The organism is Streptomyces sp. NPDC049915, assembly GCF_040656475.1.
Lineage (GTDB): Bacteria > Actinomycetota > Actinomycetes > Streptomycetales > Streptomycetaceae > Streptomyces.
In genome coordinates this window covers 30330-51401 of record NZ_JBFAMH010000001.1, presented here as the reverse complement: position 1 = coordinate 51401, position 21072 = coordinate 30330, and the positions used below count along the sequence as shown (strand labels likewise).

Sequence of the window (21072 nt, the reverse complement as noted above, 5' to 3'; positions counted from 1 at the left end):
CGCCACGTCAGCGCCGGCGGCGGAGGCGCCACGGGTGGCGATCGCCTTGTTCCGTGTCCGTGTCCTGTGCGGGACACGAAGCTCTGACGAAGAGTCTGCCTGACCCATGCCGGCAGAACCAGACAGTGAGGAACTCGCCCTCGGAGGCCTGGAGTTCGACAACGCGCTGGCCAAGCTGATACAGCAGAAGATCGGCCTGACCGCGGACCAGCTCACCAAGGCCGAACGACGCGGGTGGCGCCGGCCGGTCGAGCTGACGAAGATCGCCCTGTCCTTCGTGCCGATGGATGGCGCGCTCTTCTTCGATCTCCCGATCGGCCTCGCCCCCTCGGTCTCGAGGCGCGAGGTCAGGATCACCGCGGCCGAATACACCGAGGCGGTCACCCCGCTCATCACCCGCCCCTTGGAGCCGGTCCAGCAGGCCCTGGCAGACCTGGCCATCTCCTCGGACGACATTGACTCCGTCCTGATGATCGGCGGCACCTCGCAGATCCCCCAGGTGCGTCAAGCCCTGGGCGAGCTCCTCGGCCACGATCGCATCGTCGACAGCGGCCTGTGTCGGCCCATGACCGCCGTCGCCCGAGGCGCAGCCATCTATGCGGCCTCCCTCGACGGCGAACTCGGCGACGACAAAGACTTCTCCTTGGTCACCAGCTACGACCTGGGCACGGCTGTGAGCGCGGGCGAACGGGAGGGCTTCCGCGCCATCATCCGACGCAATGCCACGCTTCCGGCGGAGGGCTCGGCCAACTTCTACCCGGACACGCCGGGTGCTTCCTTCGTTCGGGTGCCGGTGATCGAGGGCGAGGTCGGCTACTCCGCAGACAGCGACCGTGCCTTCCCCCTGCCCAACATCGACGTGGATCTTCCGACCCGTGAACAGGACATCCGCCGGAACAGGATCGAGATCACGTTCCGCTACGATGAGAGCGGCATTCTGCGCTTCACCGCCACCCACGCCGCCACCGGCAAGCAGCTCGTCGAGCGCGAGATCGATTCCTTCGGCCCCGACGGCCCCCACTGCAGCACGGCCTCGCCGATGAACTGACCTGCCTCTTGGCCCATACCGTCCGCCCGTTCGCAAACGGCTCCTCCAACGTCCGTCACCTCTCAGCAGCTGAATCAGCCAGCGTCCGCCCCGCACCGATCGACACGTCTGTGCGTGTGGTGGAGGCCGATCCGGCCGTAACGGTCAACGGCGAGCCGCAGGGCGTGGTGACGGGGGGACTCTGACCAGCCTCTGGACTCTGGTGGGTAATCTCCGGGTGCGCCAGTAGCTCGCTCCACCCGTACCGCTTCAGAATGGCTTCACAGCCTATGAGCTGCGGCTTTGCCGGACGATCAGCTGGCTCGGTGGTACTCATTAATCAGTCCGACGACGGCTTGCCGGTGTTCGATCCGGGCGTAGGTGCATCCCATCAATAAAATGCATGTGCATACACTCGGGAAGTGATCTTGCGACCCGCGGGAACCTCAACATCAATTGGCTCTGTTGCGCCTGGTCAAAGGGAACTCGTGAACGTCCCACCCAGACAGAATGACCATACGGTAACGAGGGCCTGGACCTTGCGGTCGCGGCCCTCGTTTGTTGTGTGTGTCGCCGGGGAGCTGGTCACTGACAAAAGTCACCCTCGCAGTGGCGGCGAGATCCAGCGCGACCGGGGCCGTGTGGTCATGATCCGGTGGAGTGCCGGTGAGACAGTGGTGGACGATCGCGGCTGCCTGGGCGGCAACGGACTGTGCGGCTGCGTCGCCGTGGGTGCTTTCGGCTTGCCTGTGCATCGGGATGTGCTGGGTTGTGGCGACGGGCGAGGTGCGCCAGCGCTCGCCGTCCGCTCCGAGCAGCTCGTCCAGCATCTGCCCGTACCATCGGGTGCGCCGCTCGGGCGGCACCACCTGCTGCCAGCCGCACTCCTCACAGGACACGAACGCCTTGTTGACCACGTCGTCCGCCAGCAGCCTGACGTAGATGTGGCCCGGCTGCAGCCCGTAGACGCGGGTCGTGCGGTCCTTGGCGGTGCGCACCGACAGCACGCCCTCGTCCGCGAGCACCGCAGGTACTCGGTCGCCTGCGACGTGTCCAGGCCGAGGCAGCGCCGCGTCCATTCCTGGTACCCGTTGTTCTTACCGCTGATCGTGTCGAACTTCGTCTTCTCCTTGGGCCCGTCGAGCAGGAACCTCGGCGGCGCCACGCGCCCCTCGGGGAAGGCGGGCATGCCTTCCGGCCGCCGGCCGGAGGTCAGGTACTGGTTGACGCCCGCTTCCCTGATTCAGGTGTCCAGCCACCGGTGCCGGACACCGCCGCGCAGCCGCAGTCGCTCCAGCAGCCCGCGCACGAACGCCATGTACCGCTCCACGCAGGACGCGGCGCACCGGTGAACAGCTGGGTGACGGTGGCGGAGGCCAGCGCGGCGAGCGCAGTGCCGAGGAAACTGATGCCGTTGTCCGTGTTGCAGGCCGGGCAGGTGTCGTCCTTGGCGGCCTGGTCGGCGGTCTTCTTGTCGAGAATGGCCCGCGCGAACCAGGCGCCCTGCAGCTCCTCCCCGTCCTCGGCGACGGGCAGGCGGTAGGTGCCCTGCGCCCCGTACAGCACCACCATGGTCTGCGGATCGACCCCGCCCGCCTGCTTCGGCCCGGTGCCGGTCAGCGCCGCCAGAGCGTCCCGCGCCTCGGCCGGCCTCGCCGACACGAGGACCTTTCGGGCAAGTCAGGTACCGAGACCGCCGGTACGCACCCCCGTGACAGCCCGGCGCCGGCACTGTGACGATCAGTATCAAAATAGCGCCCACCTCGGACAACGACACCCACCTGGTGGAATCCCGGACCACCGCGAAGGCGGCCGGCGACGTGAAGCGTCAGAATTCCCCAGATGATGGCCCCAAGTAGGCTGACCGGTCCGTGGTGTGCGTGGTCCGGAGGGCAGGCCCAGCCCGTGAGGTCCCCGGAGCCGGGTCCGCCCTACAGTTGCCGCCGCCGCTCCGCTCCTTCGGGCCAGACCACCCGCACGGGGACACCAGCGCGACGGGCCTCCAGGACCATGTCCGCGGTGCCGCCGCTCCGGCCTTCGGGCTGAGTGCCGTCCCAGACCGCGACCAGCATGTCGGCCCGCGCGAGCAACTCCGCGTTGGCCGCCTGGTAGGCGGGTGGGCCGGCATCGGCGAAAGGCATGGTGACGATCTCCGACGCAGCGGCCAGCAAGCGATCGAAGGTCGCAGTCTGCTCGGGCCGCACCTTGGCCGTGCGGTAGTCCCGCGACGGCAGCACGACGACCAAGGCGCCGCCAGCGCCGAGCACGGCTTCGGCGAACAGCGTGTCGGCGCCCGCGGCCAGGCACGACACGCCCACCAAGCCGCCGTCGCGTGCCACCTCGGCCAGCAGTTCGTCCAGCGCGGTGCGGACCGGCTCGACAGTTGTCTCCTTGAGATCCATGTGCCCGGTGACGGCGACCGTTGGCATGGCCACCTCCTCGCTGGTCATCCGATGTGTCGGTGATGCTACCCACCGCATCGGGGTCGGCCATTTCATCCGCAGGTCGTACGGCACCGGCACGCCTCCCGCGGAACGGGAGCACGGTCACTGTCGCCATACCAAAGCCGCGGAGCCCAGCACGTAGGACGCGGCGAAGATGGCGGGCACCCACTGCTCGACGTGCGTCAGGGGCAGGTATCTGCGCCAGTCGCGGCCCTCGCCGAGCAGGACCCACTCGGCACGGGAGTACGCGAAGGCGGGCAGGCGCTCCTCGAGCAGGCCGATCACCTGCCACTTGGCCGCGTTGAGCTGGCGGTAGGACCGGACCATGGCCCACCAGGCCACACACTGGGACAACAGAATCGCCAGGCCGGCGGCGAGCACCCAGCGCGACACGGCTGACAGCCCGTGGCCGGCAAGGGCCGCGACAGCCGCGACCACCGCGGTGTTGACGGAGAGGAAGAAGGTGTTGGCCAGGTTGCGGCGGGAACTGACCCTGTCGGCCATCTCCACACAGAGCCTGTACTGCTCGAGTATCGCTCCCTGGTACTTCTCGGAGGCCGTCGCGTAGTCGGACGGAGAGACGGCAGGGTTCCAGAGTAAGTGCTGACGGTCAGTCACTTGTTCATTGTCCACACCCCAAGCGGCTCGCGCAGGCGCTGCCCCCGATCCGCGAGGCCGACTTCCGTCACGGTGAGCCATCGTGCCGTCTCGTCCGCCGAGGTGACGCGTCCGTCAGAAGTGCAGTATCGACCAGACCAGGAAACCCAGCAGCGCGAGCGGAGTTCCGAACATGGCGGCGAAGAGCGGCACCTGGCGGCGGGTGGGGCGTGAGTGGGTGGGAAGCCGCAGTTGGATCCCCGGCCAGGCGACCGCCAGGCGCTCGTACACCGGCCGCAACCCGTAGACGAAACGCGACTCGATGACGCGTTGGAAGTTGCCGGGTGACCGAGGGGTGTCGAAGCGCACGAAATGAGGTGTCCAGTCGTCGTCGAAGTAGATGGCGCCGCGGATTTGCGCCTTGTACTTCACCAGTCGCGCTCCGTCCGGGTAGCCCGGGAGCGAGGCGGGGAACAGGGCCGCGACATCCCGCCGGAAGGACTCGTAGTCCTCCTGCCGCATGGGGACCAGCAGCACCAGCCGTGACGGGGGGACCAGGGCGACGGCCTGGGCCAGCTCCCAGCGCAGTGCCGCTCCCCGCCCCGCGCCCATGAGGACCAGCCCGGAGCCACCGGCCTTCGCCATGAGCCGCAGGACCGTGTCCTGCCAGCCGTGCTGGTCCAGGTACAAACGCCTCGCTCCCACCTCGGGCAGCCGCTCTCCGGGCCGGCCGACGGCGACCATCGGCCCGAACGGCCGAACGGCGACTTTCAGCTGCTCTTCCTCCGTACGCAGGGCTTGATTGGAGATATGCGCGTCACCGAAGCTGCTTCGCAGATCGGCGCCGGGCCGGAAGTCGCCCAGAGCCGGGTCGTCGGTGAAGGTCCGTAAGTACAGGACGAAGGGCCGGCCGTCCAGCACCTGCTGGGCCGTGGTGATGGGACTGAGGTGCCGCTTTCCTTGGCGTACCGAGTACCTGGCCGCCATGAGAATCCCCACGCCGATCAAGCCCAGCGCGGCGCCCACCAGCGGTGACCAGACCGGCTTGCTCCCACCCGGCCGCATGGCGGCGAAGCAGACGAACTCAAAGGCCGCACCGACCGGCAGCAGTACCCAGCCGAACGACAGCAGCATCACGCCCAGTACACGCGACTGACCGCGCGGAGCGCTCGCTCTCACCTCGCCCACCGTTGTCTGCCTCCCCGTTCCGGATACAGCGCGACAGCACAACTTTCCCATAGTTACGTCGAGTTGTAGGCACTGCCGAGCTTCAGGCGCCGGGCCACCTGCTCGACACGGTGCCGACCACGGCCCACACGGTCTTGCCGGGTCCGCAGCGGCGGTCGGTGGCGCCCCAGTCATCGGCCAGGGCGGTGACCAGGAGGATGCCACGGCCGGCCCCTGACTCGGCGTCGGGGGGCCGTGGGGGCGGTGACAGCGGGCTGTCGTTCGGTACGAGTGTCGGAGACCTCCAGGAACAGCCGCCCGCCGTCCGGCTCGGACGTCAGCCGGACGGGGAAGTCCCGTCCGGGGACGCGCCCGTGCCGTACCGCTTTGGCACACAGCTCGGCAGAGATCAAGGTGAGCGTCTCGTTGACCTCGCTGTCGTAAGGGTGGCGCCAGGCGTCCAGGCGGTGTGCGACGAACAGCCGTGCCAGGCGGGCGCCCCGCGGAGTCGACGTGAACGACATCGCGAACTCGTTCGTCCCCGTGGGGCCGGGGGGAAGAGCGGCGTGTGCATGCGGCCAGCGTTGCGGTCGCGTCGGGCGTGTCACCAGGAGCGACGCCTGTACGGCCGTGGGCTGTACACGGGCGTCGGGCCGCGGCGGGGGAGTGGCGTGCGGGCGGTGCCGCACGACGGCGTCAGCTCCGGCGGCACCTCTCCCGAAGCTCCGCGAGGACCGCCTTCTCACGGGAGTTGACGTCACCGTCCACGGCGGCGACGCGCTCCGCCGCCTCGAGGACGTCGTCCAGATCTCCCGGCTCGGCGTCCACGCGCTTCCACACCTCGGCGGGGTCGATGTCGACGACGTGCGCGAGCTTCTCGTCGACCACCTCGTGCCGCTCCCGGACCAGCCTCACCAGATGCCGCATCAGCAGCGCCTCGTCGTCGGCGACTTTGGCGTTTGCGTTCGCCCTGATGACGAGCCATGCAACCCACAGCATCAACTGCGGGTGCCGGCTGCGCTCACTCATTCCCTCGGCGAGTTCGATCACCCGCGCCTCGTTCCGGAACACGGCCCGCGCGTGCCGGCCGGCGAGGAGCGTGGTGTAGCGGTTCAGCAGGACGGCGAGGGGGACGCCGACCAGGGGGATGCCGATCTTGATGACGTTGCGCTGCAGGAGGTGCTTCCCGACGACGGGGAGCGCCTTCGCGGCGGTGAGGACCTCGCCGGAGAAGAAGCGCTTGATCACCGGCCGTACGAGGGCCGGGACCGCCTTGGCCACGCCTTCACGGGCCGCTTCCCCGCTCTTGATCGTGAAGGCCACGCGGATGAGCTTCCACAGGTCCTCGGGGTCGTGCACGTCGAGCGGGACCCGGTAGAGCACGGAGACGTCGTAGGCGAGGCGGAGCTGGAGCTGGGTGATGAACGCGACGTCGACCATCATGGTCGCCACGGCGGCGGGGACGGTGGCCGGTGAGGCACCCCCGAGGCTCCCGATGGTGGCGGCGATGGTCGCCGTGTAGGCCCCGGCGGAGAGCCCTCCTTCGAGCGCGGCGTACCGTGCCGCCATCTTGATCCGCTGATCCACGATGGCGTCCGCGGGCACACCTGCGTACCGGTCCTGGAAGTACTGCCAGTCCACCTTCTCGGTGTACGAGTTCATGGCGTGAGCGGCGAGCTTGGTGAACCAGTTGCCCGACTTGATGTCATCCGCGCTCAGGCCCTTGACGAAGTCCTTGATCTCGGCCTGCTCCTGCTCGACGACCTTCCGGTCGGAGGCGTCGCCGACTTCGTCCTTGTCGGTGGCGGCGGTGTCAATCGGCGCGTCTGTCATGGCGCATTCCCCCACGCTGCTCCGCGGCCGGCTGAGCTGCGGGGTGCGGGCACCCCTGCTGCCGTCTCCGCGCGTTGATTCGGCGAGCGGTACAACGGCCGCTCTGTCCTCCCCTTGAGGCGCAACCTTAGCGCGTCGTCAGGCGACCGGGGCCGTGGCGAATCACGCGGGTGCGGTCTTCACGATGCCCGGCCGGCTCCGCCGCCGAACCCGCACGCACCCCGCGGCCGGGCGCATCAGGCCCGCGAGCCCCCGCACGGGCGGAAAATGCGAGGCCGGCGAACGGTTGTGCGAGGCATGATGGCGGACCGCACCACCACCGGGGGGACCTGTGAGCGAGAGATACGTCCTGCTGTCCGGCATCGTCGGCTCGACCGCCTACGGCCTGGCCCGCGAGGGCTCCGACATCGACCGGCTCGGCCTGTTCGCCGCCCCCACCGAGGAACTGCACGGCCTGCGGCAGCCCCAGGACTCCTACGTCTCCACCGCACCGGACCGCACCCTGCACGAGGCGGCCAAGTGGTGCCGGCTGGCCCTGGGCGGCAACCCGACCGTCATGGAGCTGGTGTGGCTGCCGGACGAGCTGTACGAGGTGCGCACCCCGCTCGGCGACGAACTCATCGCCCTGCGCACCTCCCTGCTCAGCGCCCGACGGGTCCGCGACGCCTACCTCGGCTACGCCACCCAGCAGTTCCGCAAGCTCGTCAACCGGGCCGAGGGCACCGCCCCGCCCGCGCGGGTCGCCAAGCACGCCCGGCACCTGCGGCGGCTGTGCGTGCAGGGCTTCGAGCTGTACGCGACCGGAGCGCTGACCGTCCGCGTCGACGACCCCGACGCCTACCACGCCTTCGGCGAGCGGGTCGCCGCCGACCCCTCGGCCGCGGAGCCCCTGCTGCGCCACTACGAGGACGCCTTCGCGGCCACGCCCAGCGCCCTGCCCGAGCGGCCCGACGAGGCGGCGGCCGACGCTTGGCTGCGCCGGGTACGCGCCCACTTCTACAAGCCCGCGGAGTTCACACACAACTGACGGTAAATCGGATGCCTGGCCCACACCCGTCTCCCTAGACTCGGCACACATCGCGCGCCGCACGCCCTGTGCGGCGCGCCGCCACGGCCGATGACGAGCGAGAGGAGCAGGCCATGCGTGACCGCACCGCTGCCGCCGCTTCCCGCGCCCGTTACGAGGTGATCCTCGTGTCTCGTGCCGTCCGGTGCCCGCTGCGCGGCCGGCACCGGAAGCCCGCGACCCGTATCTGACGTTCCGTCACATCCGTGTGTCGTGGGGGAATCGCGCTGCTCTTGCACCGCATCCCACCGAAAGGCAACAGGGCCGTGCGCACCGCACTCGACCGTCACCTCACCCACCCGCTCACCGCCGTCCGCAACCTGGGCATCCTCGCCCACGTCGACGCCGGCAAGACCACCGTCACCGAGCGGATCCTGTACGCCACCGGCACCACGCACAAACGCGGCGAGGTGCACGACGGCACCACCGTCACCGACTTCGACCCGCAGGAACGCGACCGCGGCATCACCATCTTCGCCGCGGCCGTCAGCTGCGCCTGGGACGGCCACCGCGTCAATCTGATCGATACCCCTGGCCACGTCGACTTCGCCGACGAGGTCGAGCGCTCGCTGCGGGTGCTGGACGGGGCGGTCGCCGTGTTCGACGCGGTGGCGGGTGTCGAGCCGCAGAGCGAGTCCGTATGGCGGCAGGCCGACCGGCACGGCGTGCCCAGGATCGCGTTCGTCAACAAGATGGACCGCGCGGGCGCCGACCTGGACGCGGCCGTCGCATCGATCCGCGCGCGGCTGCACCCCACACCGCTGGTGGTGCAGCTGCCGCTCGGTGCGGAGGACGCCTTCACCGGAGTCGTCGACCTCGTCCGAATGCGGGCCCTGACCTGGCCCGACGGCGGCGAATCGGCCACCGAGGGCCCGGTTCCGGACGCGGTCCTCGACGAGGCCCGGCGCCGGCGCCGGACGCTGGAGGAGGCCGTGGCGGAGCGGCACCCGGCGGCGCTGGAGGAGTTCTGCGACCGGGAGACCCTCTCGGCGCGGACGCTCTCCACCGCCCTGCGGGACCTGACCGTCGGCGGTGACGGCGTGGTCGTGCTGTGCGGCTCCGCCTACCGCAACCGGGGCATCGAGCCGCTGCTGGACGCCGTGGTCGCCTACCTGCCCTCGCCGGCCGACCGGCCGCCGGTCCGGGGCACGCAGGACGGCCAGGAGCGCCCCGCCGACCCCGCCGCCCCGTTCACCGCCCTGGCGTTCAAGGTCACCGCCACGGCGACCGGACGCCTCACCTACCTGCGCGTGTACGCCGGGACGCTGGAGAAGGGAGACACCGTGTGGGACGCCACCGCACGCCGCACCGAGCGCGTCGGCCGCATCCTGCGCGTCCAGGCCGACCGGCACGCGGCGGTCGAGCGGGCGGGCGCCGGCGACATCGTCGCCGTCGTCGGACTGAAGACCGCCCGCGCGGGCACGACCCTGTGCGCGCCGGGCGCGCCCATCGTGCTCGAACCGCCGGGCGCGGCCGAACCCGTCGTCTCGGTGGCCGTCGAGGCCCGCCGCGGCACCGACACCGAACGGCTGTCGGCCGCGCTGGCCCGGCTGGTCGAGGAGGACCCGTCCCTGGTGGTCCGCACCGACCCCGAGACGGGCCAGACCGTACTGTCCGGCATGGGCGAACTCCACCTCGAGGTCGCGGCGGAGAAGCTGCGCCGCGCGCACGGGCTGGAGATCACCGCGGGCCGCCCGCGGGTCAGCCACCGCGAGACGGTCGCCCGCGGTGTGACCGGCGTCGTCTTCCGGCACGTCAAACAGGACGGCGGCGCGGGCCAGTTCGCTCACGTCGTCCTCGACGTCGAGCCACTGCCGGGCGGACCGGGCACCACCGGCTTCGCGTTCGCGTCCACCGTGGTGGGCGGCCGGGTGCCGCAGGAGTACGTCCGCGCGGTCGAGGCCGGCTGCCGGGACGCGCTGGCCGAGGGCGGCCCGCTCGCCGGGCACCCGGTGACGGGCCTGAAGGTCACGCTCACCGACGGGTCCACGCATGTGAAGGACTCCTCGGAGATGGCCTTCCGCACCGCCGGCCGGCTCGGCCTGCGCGAGGCGCTGCGCGGCTGCGCCATGCTCCTGCTGGAGCCGGTCGCCGAGGTCACGGTGACCGTGCCCGAGGACGCGGTCGGCGCGGTCCTCGGCGACCTGGCCTCGCGCCGGGCCCGGGTCACCGGGTCGGACACCCGCGGCGGCGCGGCGGTGGTGACGGCGACGGTGCCGCTGGCCGAACTGTTCGGCTACGCCACCCGCCTGCGCAGCCGCACCCAGGGCCGCGGCACCTTCACGGCCCGGCCGACGGGGTACGCGCCGGCGTGACGCACACGGCCGGCGGCCCTCCCCTTGGCCGGGGGAGGGCCGCCGACGGCCCGCCCGTCGGGGATGCGGCACACCTCGTGGGCGTACGGCTGTCCGGAGCGGTTGCACCGGCAGCCGTACACCGGCAGCCGTACACCGGCAGCCGTACACCGGCAGCCGTACGCCGGCGGCCGTGGGCCGTGGGCCGTGGCCCGTGCGTCGGCGGCCGAGGACCGGTGCCGAGGCCCCGGCCGATGTCCGGTCTTCGAAACCAAGTTCGCACAGGTGCCGTCCGCCTGGCACCATGGGGCGCTGCGTGCGCGCGGTCGCGGACCGGGCGTTCTGATCGAGGGGAGAGCCGTGGCGGACTGGATCTACATCCTCAATCCTCAACTGGACATGCTGGACGGTGAACCGACCGACCCGGAGACGATCCGGCAACTGGCCGAGGAGGACCCCGAACTGGATCTCTGGCTCAGCCGCCGTAACCGTATGAAGCCCGGGGACCGGCTCTGGTTCTTCTTCACCCACCCGGACGCGGCGGTCTGCGCCGTGGGCGAGGTCGACGAGGAACCCTGGCAGGACCCCGACGATCCCGAGGTCTCCTACCTCGTGGCCGCGACGCTGCTCACCGAGGCGACGAAGGCGCTGTCCCGCGACCCGGTGAGCCGCGAGCAGTTGGGGCTCGGGCAGGTGCGGTCGGTGCAGAAGGTGAAGCCGGAGGCCCTGCCCGTGCTGCTGGAGCGGGCCGGCCTCTGACGCCACCGCCGGCTCTCCCCCGGAAGAACGAGAGGCGCGCTGCCTTGCCCCACGCCAAGGACCCCCAGAGGGAACTGTTCGCCCGGCAGTCCCGCGTACGCGGGCTGATGCTCGGCCTGGCGATCGGAGACACCCTGGGGGCGGCGCGGGGCAGGCTGCCCGCCGGCGGTCCGCTGCCCGCCGGCGTCAGCACCCAACTGGCCTGCTTCACCGCCGAGGGCATCATCCGCGCCCAGGTCCGCGTCCACCACAAGGGCATCTGCCACGCGCCCGGCGTGGTCCTGCACGCCTACAGCCGCTGGGCCCACCTGCAGGGCATCGCCCGCGAGACGATGCGGCGCCGCTGGAACCCGTACGACCACAAGCCCTGGCCGGACGGCTGGCTCGCGGGCGTGCCCGCGCTGGCCGAACGGCGGGGCAGCGCACCGGCGACGGTGACGGCCCTGTCCCGGATCGAGCAGGGCGAGCCTGGCATGGCCACCGCGAGCCGTGGCTGTCACGCGCTGACCCGGACGCTCCCGGTCGCGGCCACCGGCCCCGCGGGCATCGCCCAGGCCGCCGCGCTCGCCGCCCTCACACACGGCGACCCGGCCGCGCAGAGCGCCACCGCGCACGCGGTCTTCCTCGCCCGCCACTGTCTGACCCATACGCCGGTGCGGCCCGACGAGGCCGTACGGGAAGCGCTGCACACGGGTCTCACCGCCCTCCCGGCCGAGGAACGGCCGGTCACCGAGCAGGAGCACGCCCTGCTGACGGCGGCCCTGCGGCGTGCGATCGAGGAACCCGCGCACCCCGGCCACCTGGCCCGCCTCGCCCCGGACCCCACCGCGCCCGCGGCCCTGCTCGGCGCCGTCTACGCGGCCGCCTCCTTCCCCGCCCGCACCGACATCCGCGCCGCGCTCACGTTCGCCGCCGGCGCCCCGGACGGCGACTCGGTCGCGTGCGTGACCGGCGCGCTGCTGGGCGCCGTCCACGGGGTCGAGGCGCTGCCCACCGACCTGATCGCCCGTCACGAACTCGCCTGGGTCCTGGACACCCTGGCTCGCGACATGACCCTGGAACTCGACGACTCACCCAGCGGCATGGAGTACGTACCGGCCTGGGACCCGCACTGGTGGGAGCGGTATCCGGGCTGGTGAGCCGGCGAGGGGGAGGACAGCCTGGCTCGTGCCGGCCGCCGTACCCTGGCGGCGATCGCCCTGCTGCCACGCCGGGGCTGAGCGACCGGACGCATCGCGCTCAGGGTGCCGCGAGGTCCAGTTCCTCCGCGTGCACCGGGACCGTGTCCGGCACGCTGTGCGTGCTTCGCCACAGCCACACCACGTCCCGGCCGAAGGACCAGGTCAGCAGCCCCAGCGCCAGTAGTACCACCCCGGCGCCCGCCGGTTCCGGCAGCAGGGCGGAGGCTGCGAGCAGCAGGAGGATCCCCTGGAGCGCGGCCACCGTCTTGCGGGCGGTGCTCGGCGGGAGCGGGGCGGTCAGCCAGGGCCACACGCGGGCCGCGGCGACGAACACATAGCGCATCGCGCCGATCAGCAGCACCCACGGGCCGAAGTCCAGCGCCACGTACACGCTGAGCACCAGGATCAGGAACGCGTCGACCTCCATGTCGAAGCGGGCACCGAGCGCCGTCGTGGTGCCGGTGCGGCGGGCCACCTTGCCGTCCACGCCGTCCAGCAGCAGCGCCACCGCCGTCAGCGCGACGAACACCGTCACCGGCGGCGCGCTCTCGAAGGAGTCCGCGACCAGCGCGGTCACCCCGCCGACCAGGGTGGCGCGGCCGAGCGTGACACGGTTCGCGGGGCCGAAGGAGTCCAGACCGGAACGGTGCAGGGCCCGCGACAGCACCGCCCAGCTGGTGACGGCGAAGACGAGTCCGGTCAGCCACCCCACCGGACCCAGACCTATCGCCGCGCCGAGCAGGCCCAGCAACACCAGCTGGACACCCGCGCCCACCGCCGGCTCCTGCTGAACGGGCCTGGCTGAGTACATGTCGTTCAGGGCCACCGAACACCCTCCGGCCGAGTGACAGAGTCGATCAACGCCGCGTACTGTGCGCGGCCTGTGCACATCCCGGTACGTGCACCGCCTTCCGATCGTTCAGGAGGATGCTGATGAGCCGTTCAGCACGCGCGTTCTGGCTTCGCTCGCCCGGGCACGGCGAGATCCGCGACGTCACTCTGCCGGACCCCGCGCCGGGGGAGGCCGTGGTGCGGACCCTGTTCAGCGGGGTCAGCCGCGGCACCGAGACCCTCGTCTTCCACGGCGGGGTGCCCGTGAGCCAGTACGCGGCGATGCGCGCGCCGTTCCAGGAGGGCGACTTCCCCGGCCCGGTGAAGTACGGCTACCTCAACGTCGGCGTGGTGGAGGAGGGGCCGCCGGAACTGACCGGCCGTACCGTCTTCTGCCTGTACCCGCACCAGACGCGGTACGTCGTCCCCGCGGAAGCCCTCACCGTCGTCCCCGAGAACGTGCCGGCCCACCGGGCCGTGCTGGCCGGCACCGTGGAGACCGCCGTGAACGCGCTGTGGGACGCCGCGCCGCTGGTCGGGGACCGGATCGCGGTGGTCGGCGGGGGCATGGTCGGCTGTTCGGTGGCCGCCCTGCTCGCCCGTTTCCCGGGCGTCCGCGTCCAGCTGGTGGACACCGACCCGGGACGCGCCCGCACCGCCGAGGCGCTCGGCGTCGGCTTCGCCGCGCCCGAGGACGCGCTCGGCGGGTGCGACCTCGTCGTGCACGCCAGTGCCACCGAGCAGGGCCTCACCCGGGCACTGGAACTCCTCGCCCCCGAGGGCACGGTCGTCGAACTGAGCTGGTACGGCGACCGCACGGTCCGTCTCCCGCTCGGTGAGGCCTTCCACTCCCGGCGCCTGACGATCCGCAGCAGCCAGGTCGGCACCGTCTCCCCGGCCCGCGCCTCCCGCTCCTACGGCGACCGGCTCGCGCTCGCCCTCGACCTGCTCGCCGATCCCGCCCTCGACGCCCTCGTCACCGGCGAGTCCGCCTTCGAGGAGCTGCCCGAGGCGCTGCCCCGGCTCGCGTCGGGGGAGGTGCCGGCGCTGTGCCACCGGGTCCGGTACCCCGATCCGAGCGCCTGACCTGAGCGAAAAGGGTGAGGAGAGGCTGAACGCGGGGGAGAGATGAGCCGTACTACTCGGCATCCCCGGCGGCCATCGGCCGGGAAACCGACGCGCCGCACCTGGAGGGTCGTCCGTTGTTCAGTGTCACCGTCCGCGATCACATCATGATCGCCCACAGCTTCAGCGGTGAGGTCTTCGGCCCCGCGCAGCGCCTGCACGGGGCGACGTTCCTGGTGGACGCCACCTTCCGGCGCGAGGAGCTGGACGACGACAACATCGTCGTCGACATCGGTCTGGCCACCCGCGAACTGGGCGCCGTCGTCGGCGAGTTGAACTACCGCAACCTCGACAACGAACCCGACTTCGCCGGGATCAACACCTCCACGGAGTTCCTGGCCAAGGTCATAGCGGACCGCCTCGCCGAGCGCATCCACAAGGGCGCGCTGGGCGAGGGCGCCCGGGGCATCGCCGGCCTCTCCGTCACCCTCCACGAGTCGCATGTGGCGTGGGCGAGTTACGAGCGTGCGCTGTGACCGGCACGACGACGCGGACGAAGCGGCTCGCCCACATACCCGCGCAGCCCGTACCCCCGACCGACGGCGGGATCATTCCCATGTCCCTGCGCACCGCGCACTTCGTGATGCCGGCCGGAGTCGACGACCCGGCCGCACCGAGCGGCGGCAACGCCTACGACCGGCGCGTGAGCCTGGACCTGCCCGGCTTCGGCTGGCAGCCGCACGCCCACCTGGTGGCCGGCGCCTGGCCCCGCCCGGACGCCGGCGCCCGCGCCGCACTGGACCGCACCCTGCGCGAGATCCCCGACGGTTCGGTGGTCCTGCTGGACGGACTGGTCGCCTGCGGCGTCCCCGAGGTCGTCGTCCCGGCGGCGCGGCGGCTGTCCCTCGCCGTCCTCGTGCACCTCCCTCTCGGCGACGAGACCGGCCTCGACCCGGCCGTCGCCGCCGACCTGGACGCACGGGAGCGGGCGGTGCTGCGCGCCGTACCGACCGTGATCGCCACCAGCGCGTGGGCCGGACGCCGGCTCGTCGCCCACCACGGCCTCGCCCCGGACGCCGTGCACGTCGCCGCGCCCGGCGCCGACATCGCGCCCCTCGCGCCCGGCACCGACGGCGTCTCCCGCCTGCTGTGCGTCGCCGCCGTCACCCCGCGCAAGGGCCAGCACCGGCTGGTGGAGGCCCTGGCCGCGGTCGCCGGCCTGCCCTTCCACTGCGAACTCGTCGGCGGGGTCACCCAGGACCCGGCCTACGTCTCCCGCGTCCGCTCGGCGATCCGGTCGTACGGCCTCGACGACCGCGTCACCCTCACCGGACCGCGCACCGCCGGAGCCCTCGACGCGTCCTACGCCGCCGCCGACCTGATGGTCCTGGCCTCCGCCGGCGAGACCTACGGCATGGCGGTCACCGAGGCCCTGGCGCGCGGTGTCCCGGTGCTGGCCACCGACGTCGGCGGACTGCCCGAGGCGCTCGGCCGCGCCCCCGACGGCACCCGGCCCGGTCTCCTCGTCCCCCCGGACGACCCCGCCGCCCTCGCCACGGCCCTGCGCGCCTGGTTCGGCGACCCGGAGCTGCGCCGCCGCCTCAGGACGGCCGCGCGCGCCCGCCGCGCCGCCCTGAGCGGCTGGGGGACGACGGCCCAGCGCCTGGCCGCCGTCCTGGGCAGGCTCCCGGCCCCGTCGGGGAGGCCGTCATGACGCGGCCCACGGCCGCTGCGGACGGCCGCGTTCCGCGCGAGGAGCAGACGACTCCCGGTGCGCCCGCTCCGGCGGCGCGGCAGCTCGCTCCGGCCCAGGCGGCCGGGGGCCCGTCCGTGGTGATTGCGGGCGCCGGGCCGGTGACCCGGCCGGGGGAGCGGGAGACCGTACGGCTGCGGCCGGGTGCTCCCGAGGAACCGGCCCGGTACGCGCCCGAGTGGCTGCGGCTGCGGGAGCCGGCCGACGCCGCCGCGCGCGCCGCCGACCTGCTGGACCCGCTGCGCATCCGGCTCGCCAACCGGCCCGGCCGCTCCGGCGGCCTGGTCGTGCACGACCTGGGATGCGGTACCGGCTCGATGGGCCGCTGGCTGGCGCCCCGGCTGGACGGAGCCCAGCACTGGGTGCTGCACGACCGCGACCCCTACCTGCTGCACTTCGCCGCGGCCGGCGCCCCGCGCGCCGCCGCCGACGGCAGCCGGGTCACCGTGGAGACCCGGCGCGGCGACGTCGCCCGGCTCACCCCGGACGCGCTGGCCGGTGCCGGCCTGGTCACCGCCTCCGCGCTGCTGGACGTGCTGACCCGCGACGAGATCGACGCCCTCGCCGCCGCGTGCGCGGGCGCCGGCTGTCCGGCGCTGCTCACGCTGACTGTTGCCGGGCGCGTGGAGCTGGCCCCGGAGGATCCGCTGGACGCGGAGATCACAGCCGCCTTCAACGACCACCAGCGGCGCACCGGTCTGCTCGGCCCGGACGCGGTCACCGCGGCCTGCGAGGCGTTCGCCGCGCACGGCGCCACCGTGCGGGTCCGCCCGAGTGCCTGGCATCTGGGGTCCGCCGACCCTGAGCTGACGGCGCAGTGGCTGCGCGGCTGGGTCGGCGCCGCCGTGGAACAGCGGCCGGAGCTGGCCGAACGCGCCGGGACCTATCTGGCGGCCCGGCTCGCGTCCCTGGCCGTGGGGGAGTTGCGCGCGATCGTCCACCACAGCGACCTGCTGGCCCTGGCCGCTCCGAACGGCGGCACGTCATGAGGGCCGGAACGGGGCGCCCGGCCGCCGATCGCAGCGGGGCGACGTCCGCCACGGCGGCCCGAGTCCTGATGCCGGAGGCGGACACCGCGGGGCCCGTGACCGGGCGGATCGCCTCGGCCGGTACCGGTACCGGCACCGGCACGGGTGCCGCCGCCACGACGGCGCCCCGCCCCGGCACCGCAGTCCCGGCCCCGAGAGCGGCCGGACCGGCTGAGGGAAGCGGCCCCGACGGCTCGGTCGGCTCGGGGACCCGGAACGGCCTCGACAACTCGGCCGGCCCGCGGACCCAGAACGTCCACGACAGCTCGGTCGGCTCCGGTACGGCGACCGGCCACGACTCGGCCGACGCGCCACCCGAGTCCGTCTCCGGCACAGGCGCGCCTCACCTCCGCCGGCACCTCGGCACCCTCGTCGGGGTACTCATCCTCGGGCTGCTGGTCTGGCGGCTCGGGACCGGGGCGTTTCTCGACGGGCTGCGCAGGATCGACGTGCCGACGCTGGCCGCGGCGGTCGGGATCGGCGGGGTCACCACGGCGTGCAGTGCCTGGCGCTGGTCGCTCGTGGCCCGTGGGCTCGGCATCCGGCTGCCCTTCCGCACCGCTCTCGCCGGCTACTACCGCGCGCTGTTCCTCAACGCCGCCCTGCCCGGCGGTGTCCTCGGCGACGTGCACCGAGCGGTGCGGCACGGGCGCAGCGCCGGTGACATGGGACGAGGCGTGCGCGCGGTGGTGCTGGAACGCACCGCCGGGCAGGTCGTGCTGACCGTGGCCGGGCTGCTGGTGCTGCTCGTCGCGCCCTCCCCGGTCCGCGACGACGTACGGCACGCCGTCCCGCTCGCCGCACTCGCCGCCGTCGGAGCGCTGGCCGTCGTCCTCGCCGTCCGCATGAACCGCGCACCGGGGGCGCCCGCCCGGCACACGCGTGCGCTGCGGGCGGTGCTGGCGGAGGCCCGCGAGGGGCTGCTGTCCCGGCGCAACGGGCCGGGCGTGCTGCTTTCCTCGGTCGTCGTGCTCGCCGGACACCTGGCGACGTTCGCCCTCGCGGCCCGGGCCGCCGCGCCCGGCGCCTCCGTCGTCGCGTTGCTGCCGCTCGCCGTACTCGCCCTGTTCGCGATGGGACTGCCGCTGAACGTCGGCGGGTTCGGGCCGCGGGAGGGCGTGACCGCGTGGGCGTTCGGTGCCGCCGGGCTCGGCGCGGACACCGGGCTGGCCGTCGCGGTGGTCTACGGCGTGCTGTGCTTCGCCGCGGCCCTGCCGGGCGTGCTGGCGCTGCCCGCCCGCGGCTACTCCTCGGCGGCTCCCGTGAGCAGTGCGAAGTACGCGCCGAAGGAGTCCGCGAGGCTCGCCAGCAGCTCTCCGCCCTTGTCCGCCGAGCCCAGGGAGGGACGGCCGATGACACCGGAAGCCGTATAGGCGGACATGCCCACGGTGAGCAGATGACGGCGGTCGTCGGCGACGACGTCGGCGGACTCGTAACCGGGCCGGACGAATTCGGGGTGAGCGTGCAGCAGAACGGACGTCTCGATCTCTCCCGCGTGCATGTCGGTGAGCAGCGACGTGGCCACCCCCGCCCGCACGCGGGCCGCCTCCCAGTCCTCCGCGGCCGGGAAGAGCGCCATCCGCTCGCCGCGCGCGGAGGCCTCCTGGACGACGTTGCCGAGCACGTAGTTGCCGCCGTGCCCGTTGACGACGACCAGGGCCTCGACGCCGGAGCGGCGCAGCGAGGCGGCGATGTCCCTCACCACCGCGTGCAGGGTCACCGCGGAGATGCTGACGGTGCCCGGCCAGCCGGCGTGCTCGTGCGAACAGGAGATCGTCACCGGCGGCAGGAGCTGCACCGGGTACGCGGCGGCGATCTCCCGGGCGATCGCACAGGCGACGAGGGTGTCCGTCGCCAGCGGAAGGTACGGGCCGTGCTGTTCGTGGCTGCCGACGGGAAGGACGGCGACCCGTGCTGAACCGTCCGCCGCCCGCGCCCGTACGTCTTCCGTGGTGTCCGCGGGCAGCAGACCGTGACCCGCCGGCACCGGACCGTCTCCCGCTGTCACCGAGCCCGAACCACTCATGTTTTCACGGCCTTTCGTACGGAGCTGAGGAATCAGATCATGACAGAGAACAGCACGGCGCCCCTCGGCGTCCTCGGCGAGAAGCAGGACCGGCGCACGGGTGTGGAACGCGTCGTGAGCGCCCCGCTGCCGACGGTGTACGGAATGTTCCAGGCGATCGGTTTCCTGGACCACGACCGCGGCGAGGAGCAGGTCGCGCTCGTGCACGGAGACCTCGGCACCGAGAACGTCCTGACCCGTCTGCACTCGGAGTGCCTCACCGGTGACGCGTTCGGCTCCCGGCACTGCGAGTGCGGCGACCAGCTGGCCGCGGCACTGCGCGCGGTCGTCGCCGAGGGCGCCGGCGTCGTGCTGTATCTGCGGGGTCACGAGGGCCGGGGCATCGGACTGCTGGCCAAGCTGCGGGCGATGGCGTTGCAGGCGGAGGGCCTGGACACCGTCGAGGCGAACCTGGCGCTGGGGCTGCCGGTGGACGCCCGCGACTACGGCGTGGCCGCCGCGATGCTGCGCGACCTGGGCGTGGACTCCGTGCGGCTGATGTCCAACAACCCGCTCAAGCGCGAGGCGTTGGTACGGCACGGTGTCGGCGTGGCCGAGCAGGTGCCGTTGCTGATCCCGCCGTGCGAGAACAACATCACCTATCTGCGCACCAAGCGGGAGCGGATGGACCACCATCTGCCGCACCTGGACGCGGTGGCCCACTGGTCCTGAGCCGGTCCCGCCTCAGTCGGTGACCGCCTCGTGGACGAGCCGTCTGAGCTCCGGGAACAGCCGCAGCGAGCGCCCCGGCCGCAGCTGGGTCAGGAACTGCACGGTCAGCTCCCGGCCCGGGTCCACCCAGAACGTCGTCGTCGCCACCCCGCTCCAGCCGTAGGTGCCGGGCCCGGCCGGTGCCAGGGTGCGGGCGGGGTCGACGACGACGGAGACGCCGAGGCCGAAACCGACGCCGTCGTTGCCGCGCTCGTCGTGGGCCGGGCGGCTGCCGAAGGACCTCAGGTCGGCGCCGCCCGGCAGCTGGTTGCGCGTCATCTCCGCCATCGTGTGCGGCGCGAGGAGGCGTACGCCGTCGAGTTCCCCGCGGCGGCGCAGCATCTCCATGAAGCGGTGCCAGTCGTGCGCGGTCGTCACCAGGCCGCCGCTGCCGGACAGGAACCGGGGCCGTCCGCGCACCGGCAGCCCGGTGATCGGCGTGATACCGCCGTCGTCCGCGTCGCCGTACAACTCGGCCAGCCGCTCCGCCTGTTCGTCGCTCACCTGGAAGCCGGTGTCGGTCATGCCGAGCGGGCGGAAGATCCGCTCGGTGAAGAACGTGTCGAGCGGCTGCCCGGAGACCACCTCGATCACCCGGCCGAGCACGTTGGAGGCCACGGAGTAGTTCCACTGGGTGCCCGGGTCGAACTGCAACGGCAGGCTCGCGTACAACTCGACCGTTTCCGCGAGGTCGGAGCCCGGCCGCACCGACGACTCCAGGCCCGCCGCCCGGTACAGGGCGTCCACCGGGTGGGTGTGGTAGAAGCCGAAGGTCAGACCGGCGGTGTGGGTCATCAGATGCCGGATGAGCAGGGGCCCGGCGGCCGGCCGGGTCCGCACGTCCGTCCCCTCGCCGCCCACGTACACGCGCGGCGCGGCGAACGCGGGCAGATACCGCTCGAGCGGGTCGTCGAGCGAGAGTCGGCCCTCCGCGGCGAGCAGCAGCGCGGCGACCGCGGTGACCGGCTTGGTCATGGAGTAGATCCGCCACAGCGTGTCCGGCTCGACCGGCGCCTTCGCGGCGATGTCGCGCAGGCCGTGGCAGGTGAGGTGCGCGACGCGCCCGCCGCGGGCGACGCAGACGAGGAACCCGGGCAGCCGGCCCTCCTCGACGAGGCGGACGACATGCCGGTCGAGCCGGTCCAGCGCCGTCGCGTCCATCCCGGCCTCACCCGGCTCGACCTCTTGTCGCAGCATCGCCATCGCGTGTCCTTCGTCGCCGCGGGCCCCTCCACCGGCATACCCCACCCG

At 72.7% G+C, this 21072-nt stretch carries 20 protein-coding genes and 1 pseudogene; 11 read left to right on the top strand and 10 right to left on the bottom strand.

Translation table 11 applies throughout. The features are described from left to right. The first annotated feature begins 106 nt into the window (after positions 1 to 106). Positions 107 to 1048 carry an Hsp70 family protein gene (locus tag AB0J12_RS00240; RefSeq protein ID WP_363261832.1) on the top strand — a complete coding sequence of 314 codons (942 nt, stop codon included), beginning with the start codon at positions 107 to 109 and terminating at the stop codon, positions 1046 to 1048. 431 nt (positions 1049 to 1479) lie between these two features. Here the strand turns inward: AB0J12_RS00240 and AB0J12_RS00235 are convergent, their stop codons facing one another. The 7 genes from AB0J12_RS00235 to AB0J12_RS00205 all read right to left on the bottom strand — a co-directional run bounded on the left by AB0J12_RS00235 (position 1480) and on the right by AB0J12_RS00205 (position 7068). Continuing rightward, on the bottom strand, positions 1480 to 2052 hold the full coding sequence (locus AB0J12_RS00235; protein WP_363261831.1) for a hypothetical protein: 573 nt from the start codon (positions 2050 to 2052) through the stop codon (positions 1480 to 1482). A 187-nt stretch (positions 2053 to 2239) separates the two neighbouring features. After that, positions 2240 to 2689: a hypothetical protein gene (locus AB0J12_RS00230; protein ID WP_363261830.1), complete on the bottom strand. Its 450-nt coding sequence runs from the start codon at positions 2687 to 2689 to the stop codon at positions 2240 to 2242. 269 nt (positions 2690 to 2958) lie between these two features. After that, on the bottom strand, positions 2959 to 3456 hold the full coding sequence (locus tag AB0J12_RS00225; RefSeq protein ID WP_363262261.1) for a hypothetical protein: 498 nt from the start codon (positions 3454 to 3456) through the stop codon (positions 2959 to 2961). A gap of 117 nt (positions 3457 to 3573) precedes the next feature. Beyond that, the gene (locus AB0J12_RS00220) at positions 3574 to 4089 is read right to left on the bottom strand and encodes a hypothetical protein (RefSeq protein WP_363261829.1); all 516 of its coding nucleotides are present in this window, start codon (positions 4087 to 4089) and stop codon (positions 3574 to 3576) included. Between the two features lie 114 nt (positions 4090 to 4203). Then, positions 4204 to 5202 carry a hypothetical protein gene (locus AB0J12_RS00215; protein WP_363261828.1) on the bottom strand — a complete coding sequence of 333 codons (999 nt, stop codon included), beginning with the start codon at positions 5200 to 5202 and terminating at the stop codon, positions 4204 to 4206. Positions 5203 to 5426: 224 nt separating this feature from the next. Further along, positions 5427 to 5759 carry an ATP-binding protein gene (locus AB0J12_RS00210; RefSeq protein ID WP_363261827.1) on the bottom strand — a complete coding sequence of 111 codons (333 nt, stop codon included), beginning with the start codon at positions 5757 to 5759 and terminating at the stop codon, positions 5427 to 5429. A 172-nt stretch (positions 5760 to 5931) separates the two neighbouring features. After that, entirely contained in the window at positions 5932 to 7068 is a 1137-nt protein-coding gene (locus AB0J12_RS00205; protein WP_363261826.1) for a hypothetical protein, read from the bottom strand. A 331-nt stretch (positions 7069 to 7399) separates the two neighbouring features. Here AB0J12_RS00205 and AB0J12_RS00200 point away from each other — a divergent pair, with 331 nt between their 5' ends. From AB0J12_RS00200 to AB0J12_RS00185, 4 genes are all read left to right on the top strand, one after another. Beyond that, the gene (locus AB0J12_RS00200) at positions 7400 to 8095 is read left to right on the top strand and encodes a nucleotidyltransferase domain-containing protein (protein WP_363261825.1); all 696 of its coding nucleotides are present in this window, start codon (positions 7400 to 7402) and stop codon (positions 8093 to 8095) included. A gap of 305 nt (positions 8096 to 8400) precedes the next feature. Further along, positions 8401 to 10449, top strand: a complete 2049-nt coding sequence (gene fusA / locus AB0J12_RS00195; protein ID WP_363261824.1) for an elongation factor G — start codon at positions 8401 to 8403, stop codon at positions 10447 to 10449. 339 nt (positions 10450 to 10788) lie between these two features. Continuing rightward, positions 10789 to 11187 carry a hypothetical protein gene (locus AB0J12_RS00190; protein WP_363261823.1) on the top strand — a complete coding sequence of 133 codons (399 nt, stop codon included), beginning with the start codon at positions 10789 to 10791 and terminating at the stop codon, positions 11185 to 11187. Positions 11188 to 11231: 44 nt separating this feature from the next. Then, positions 11232 to 12326, top strand: coding sequence for an ADP-ribosylglycohydrolase family protein (locus tag AB0J12_RS00185; RefSeq protein WP_363261822.1), 1095 nt, complete (start codon positions 11232 to 11234; stop codon positions 12324 to 12326). A gap of 100 nt (positions 12327 to 12426) precedes the next feature. Here AB0J12_RS00185 and AB0J12_RS00180 read toward each other — a convergent pair whose 3' ends face one another. Next, on the bottom strand, positions 12427 to 13194 hold the full coding sequence (locus AB0J12_RS00180; RefSeq protein ID WP_363261821.1) for a CDP-alcohol phosphatidyltransferase family protein: 768 nt from the start codon (positions 13192 to 13194) through the stop codon (positions 12427 to 12429). Between the two features lie 107 nt (positions 13195 to 13301). Here AB0J12_RS00180 and AB0J12_RS00175 point away from each other — a divergent pair, with 107 nt between their 5' ends. The 5 genes and pseudogenes from AB0J12_RS00175 to AB0J12_RS00155 form a co-directional block, all read left to right on the top strand. Continuing rightward, positions 13302 to 14285 (top strand): zinc-binding alcohol dehydrogenase, encoded by a 984-nt coding sequence (locus AB0J12_RS00175; RefSeq protein WP_363261820.1) that lies wholly within the window; start codon positions 13302 to 13304, stop codon positions 14283 to 14285. A gap of 116 nt (positions 14286 to 14401) precedes the next feature. Next, on the top strand, positions 14402 to 14800 hold the full coding sequence (locus AB0J12_RS00170; RefSeq protein ID WP_363261819.1) for a 6-carboxytetrahydropterin synthase: 399 nt from the start codon (positions 14402 to 14404) through the stop codon (positions 14798 to 14800). Continuing rightward, positions 14797 to 15978, top strand: a complete 1182-nt coding sequence (locus AB0J12_RS00165; RefSeq protein ID WP_363261818.1) for a glycosyltransferase family 4 protein — start codon at positions 14797 to 14799, stop codon at positions 15976 to 15978. Before AB0J12_RS00170 ends, AB0J12_RS00165 begins: the two co-directional genes overlap by 4 nt. Beyond that, on the top strand, positions 15975 to 17006 hold the full coding sequence (locus tag AB0J12_RS00160; protein WP_363261817.1) for a methyltransferase domain-containing protein: 1032 nt from the start codon (positions 15975 to 15977) through the stop codon (positions 17004 to 17006). The genes AB0J12_RS00165 and AB0J12_RS00160 overlap by 4 nt, the downstream gene beginning before the upstream one ends. Next, positions 17003 to 18187: pseudogene (locus tag AB0J12_RS00155) on the top strand (lysylphosphatidylglycerol synthase transmembrane domain-containing protein); the annotation flags it as partial. The gene AB0J12_RS00160 and the pseudogene AB0J12_RS00155, both read left to right, overlap by 4 nt. A 101-nt stretch (positions 18188 to 18288) precedes the next feature. Here AB0J12_RS00155 and AB0J12_RS00150 read toward each other — a convergent pair. Further along, positions 18289 to 19071 carry a creatininase family protein gene (locus tag AB0J12_RS00150; RefSeq protein ID WP_363261816.1) on the bottom strand — a complete coding sequence of 261 codons (783 nt, stop codon included), beginning with the start codon at positions 19069 to 19071 and terminating at the stop codon, positions 18289 to 18291. Between the two features lie 39 nt (positions 19072 to 19110). On the opposite strand from AB0J12_RS00150, the gene ribA reads away from it, so the two are divergent. Beyond that, entirely contained in the window at positions 19111 to 19782 is a 672-nt protein-coding gene (ribA, locus tag AB0J12_RS00145; protein ID WP_363261815.1) for a GTP cyclohydrolase II, read from the top strand. Between the two features lie 12 nt (positions 19783 to 19794). Here ribA and AB0J12_RS00140 read toward each other — a convergent pair whose 3' ends face one another. Further along, on the bottom strand, positions 19795 to 21024 hold the full coding sequence (locus tag AB0J12_RS00140; RefSeq protein WP_363261814.1) for a serine hydrolase domain-containing protein: 1230 nt from the start codon (positions 21022 to 21024) through the stop codon (positions 19795 to 19797). Positions 21025 to 21072 lie beyond the last annotated feature (48 nt).

What these genes read in the sequence shown, in the direction of transcription:
- AB0J12_RS00160 (WP_363261817.1), top strand. Translation starts at nt 15,975, where the DNA reads ATGACGCGGCCCACGGCCGCTGCGGACGGCCGCGTTCCGCGCGAGGAG.
- AB0J12_RS00210 (WP_363261827.1), bottom strand. Translation starts at nt 5,759, where the DNA reads ATGTCGTTCACGTCGACTCCGCGGGGCGCCCGCCTGGCACGGCTGTTC.
- AB0J12_RS00150 (WP_363261816.1), bottom strand. Translation starts at nt 19,071, where the DNA reads ATGAGTGGTTCGGGCTCGGTGACAGCGGGAGACGGTCCGGTGCCGGCG.
- AB0J12_RS00140 (WP_363261814.1), bottom strand. Translation starts at nt 21,024, where the DNA reads ATGGCGATGCTGCGACAAGAGGTCGAGCCGGGTGAGGCCGGGATGGAC.
- AB0J12_RS00225 (WP_363262261.1), bottom strand. Translation starts at nt 3,456, where the DNA reads ATGCCAACGGTCGCCGTCACCGGGCACATGGATCTCAAGGAGACAACT.
- AB0J12_RS00175 (WP_363261820.1), top strand. Translation starts at nt 13,302, where the DNA reads ATGAGCCGTTCAGCACGCGCGTTCTGGCTTCGCTCGCCCGGGCACGGC.
- AB0J12_RS00240 (WP_363261832.1), top strand. Translation starts at nt 107, where the DNA reads ATGCCGGCAGAACCAGACAGTGAGGAACTCGCCCTCGGAGGCCTGGAG.
- AB0J12_RS00215 (WP_363261828.1), bottom strand. Translation starts at nt 5,202, where the DNA reads ATGCTGCTGTCGTTCGGCTGGGTACTGCTGCCGGTCGGTGCGGCCTTT.
- AB0J12_RS00205 (WP_363261826.1), bottom strand. Translation starts at nt 7,068, where the DNA reads ATGACAGACGCGCCGATTGACACCGCCGCCACCGACAAGGACGAAGTC.
- ribA (WP_363261815.1), top strand. Translation starts at nt 19,111, where the DNA reads ATGACAGAGAACAGCACGGCGCCCCTCGGCGTCCTCGGCGAGAAGCAG.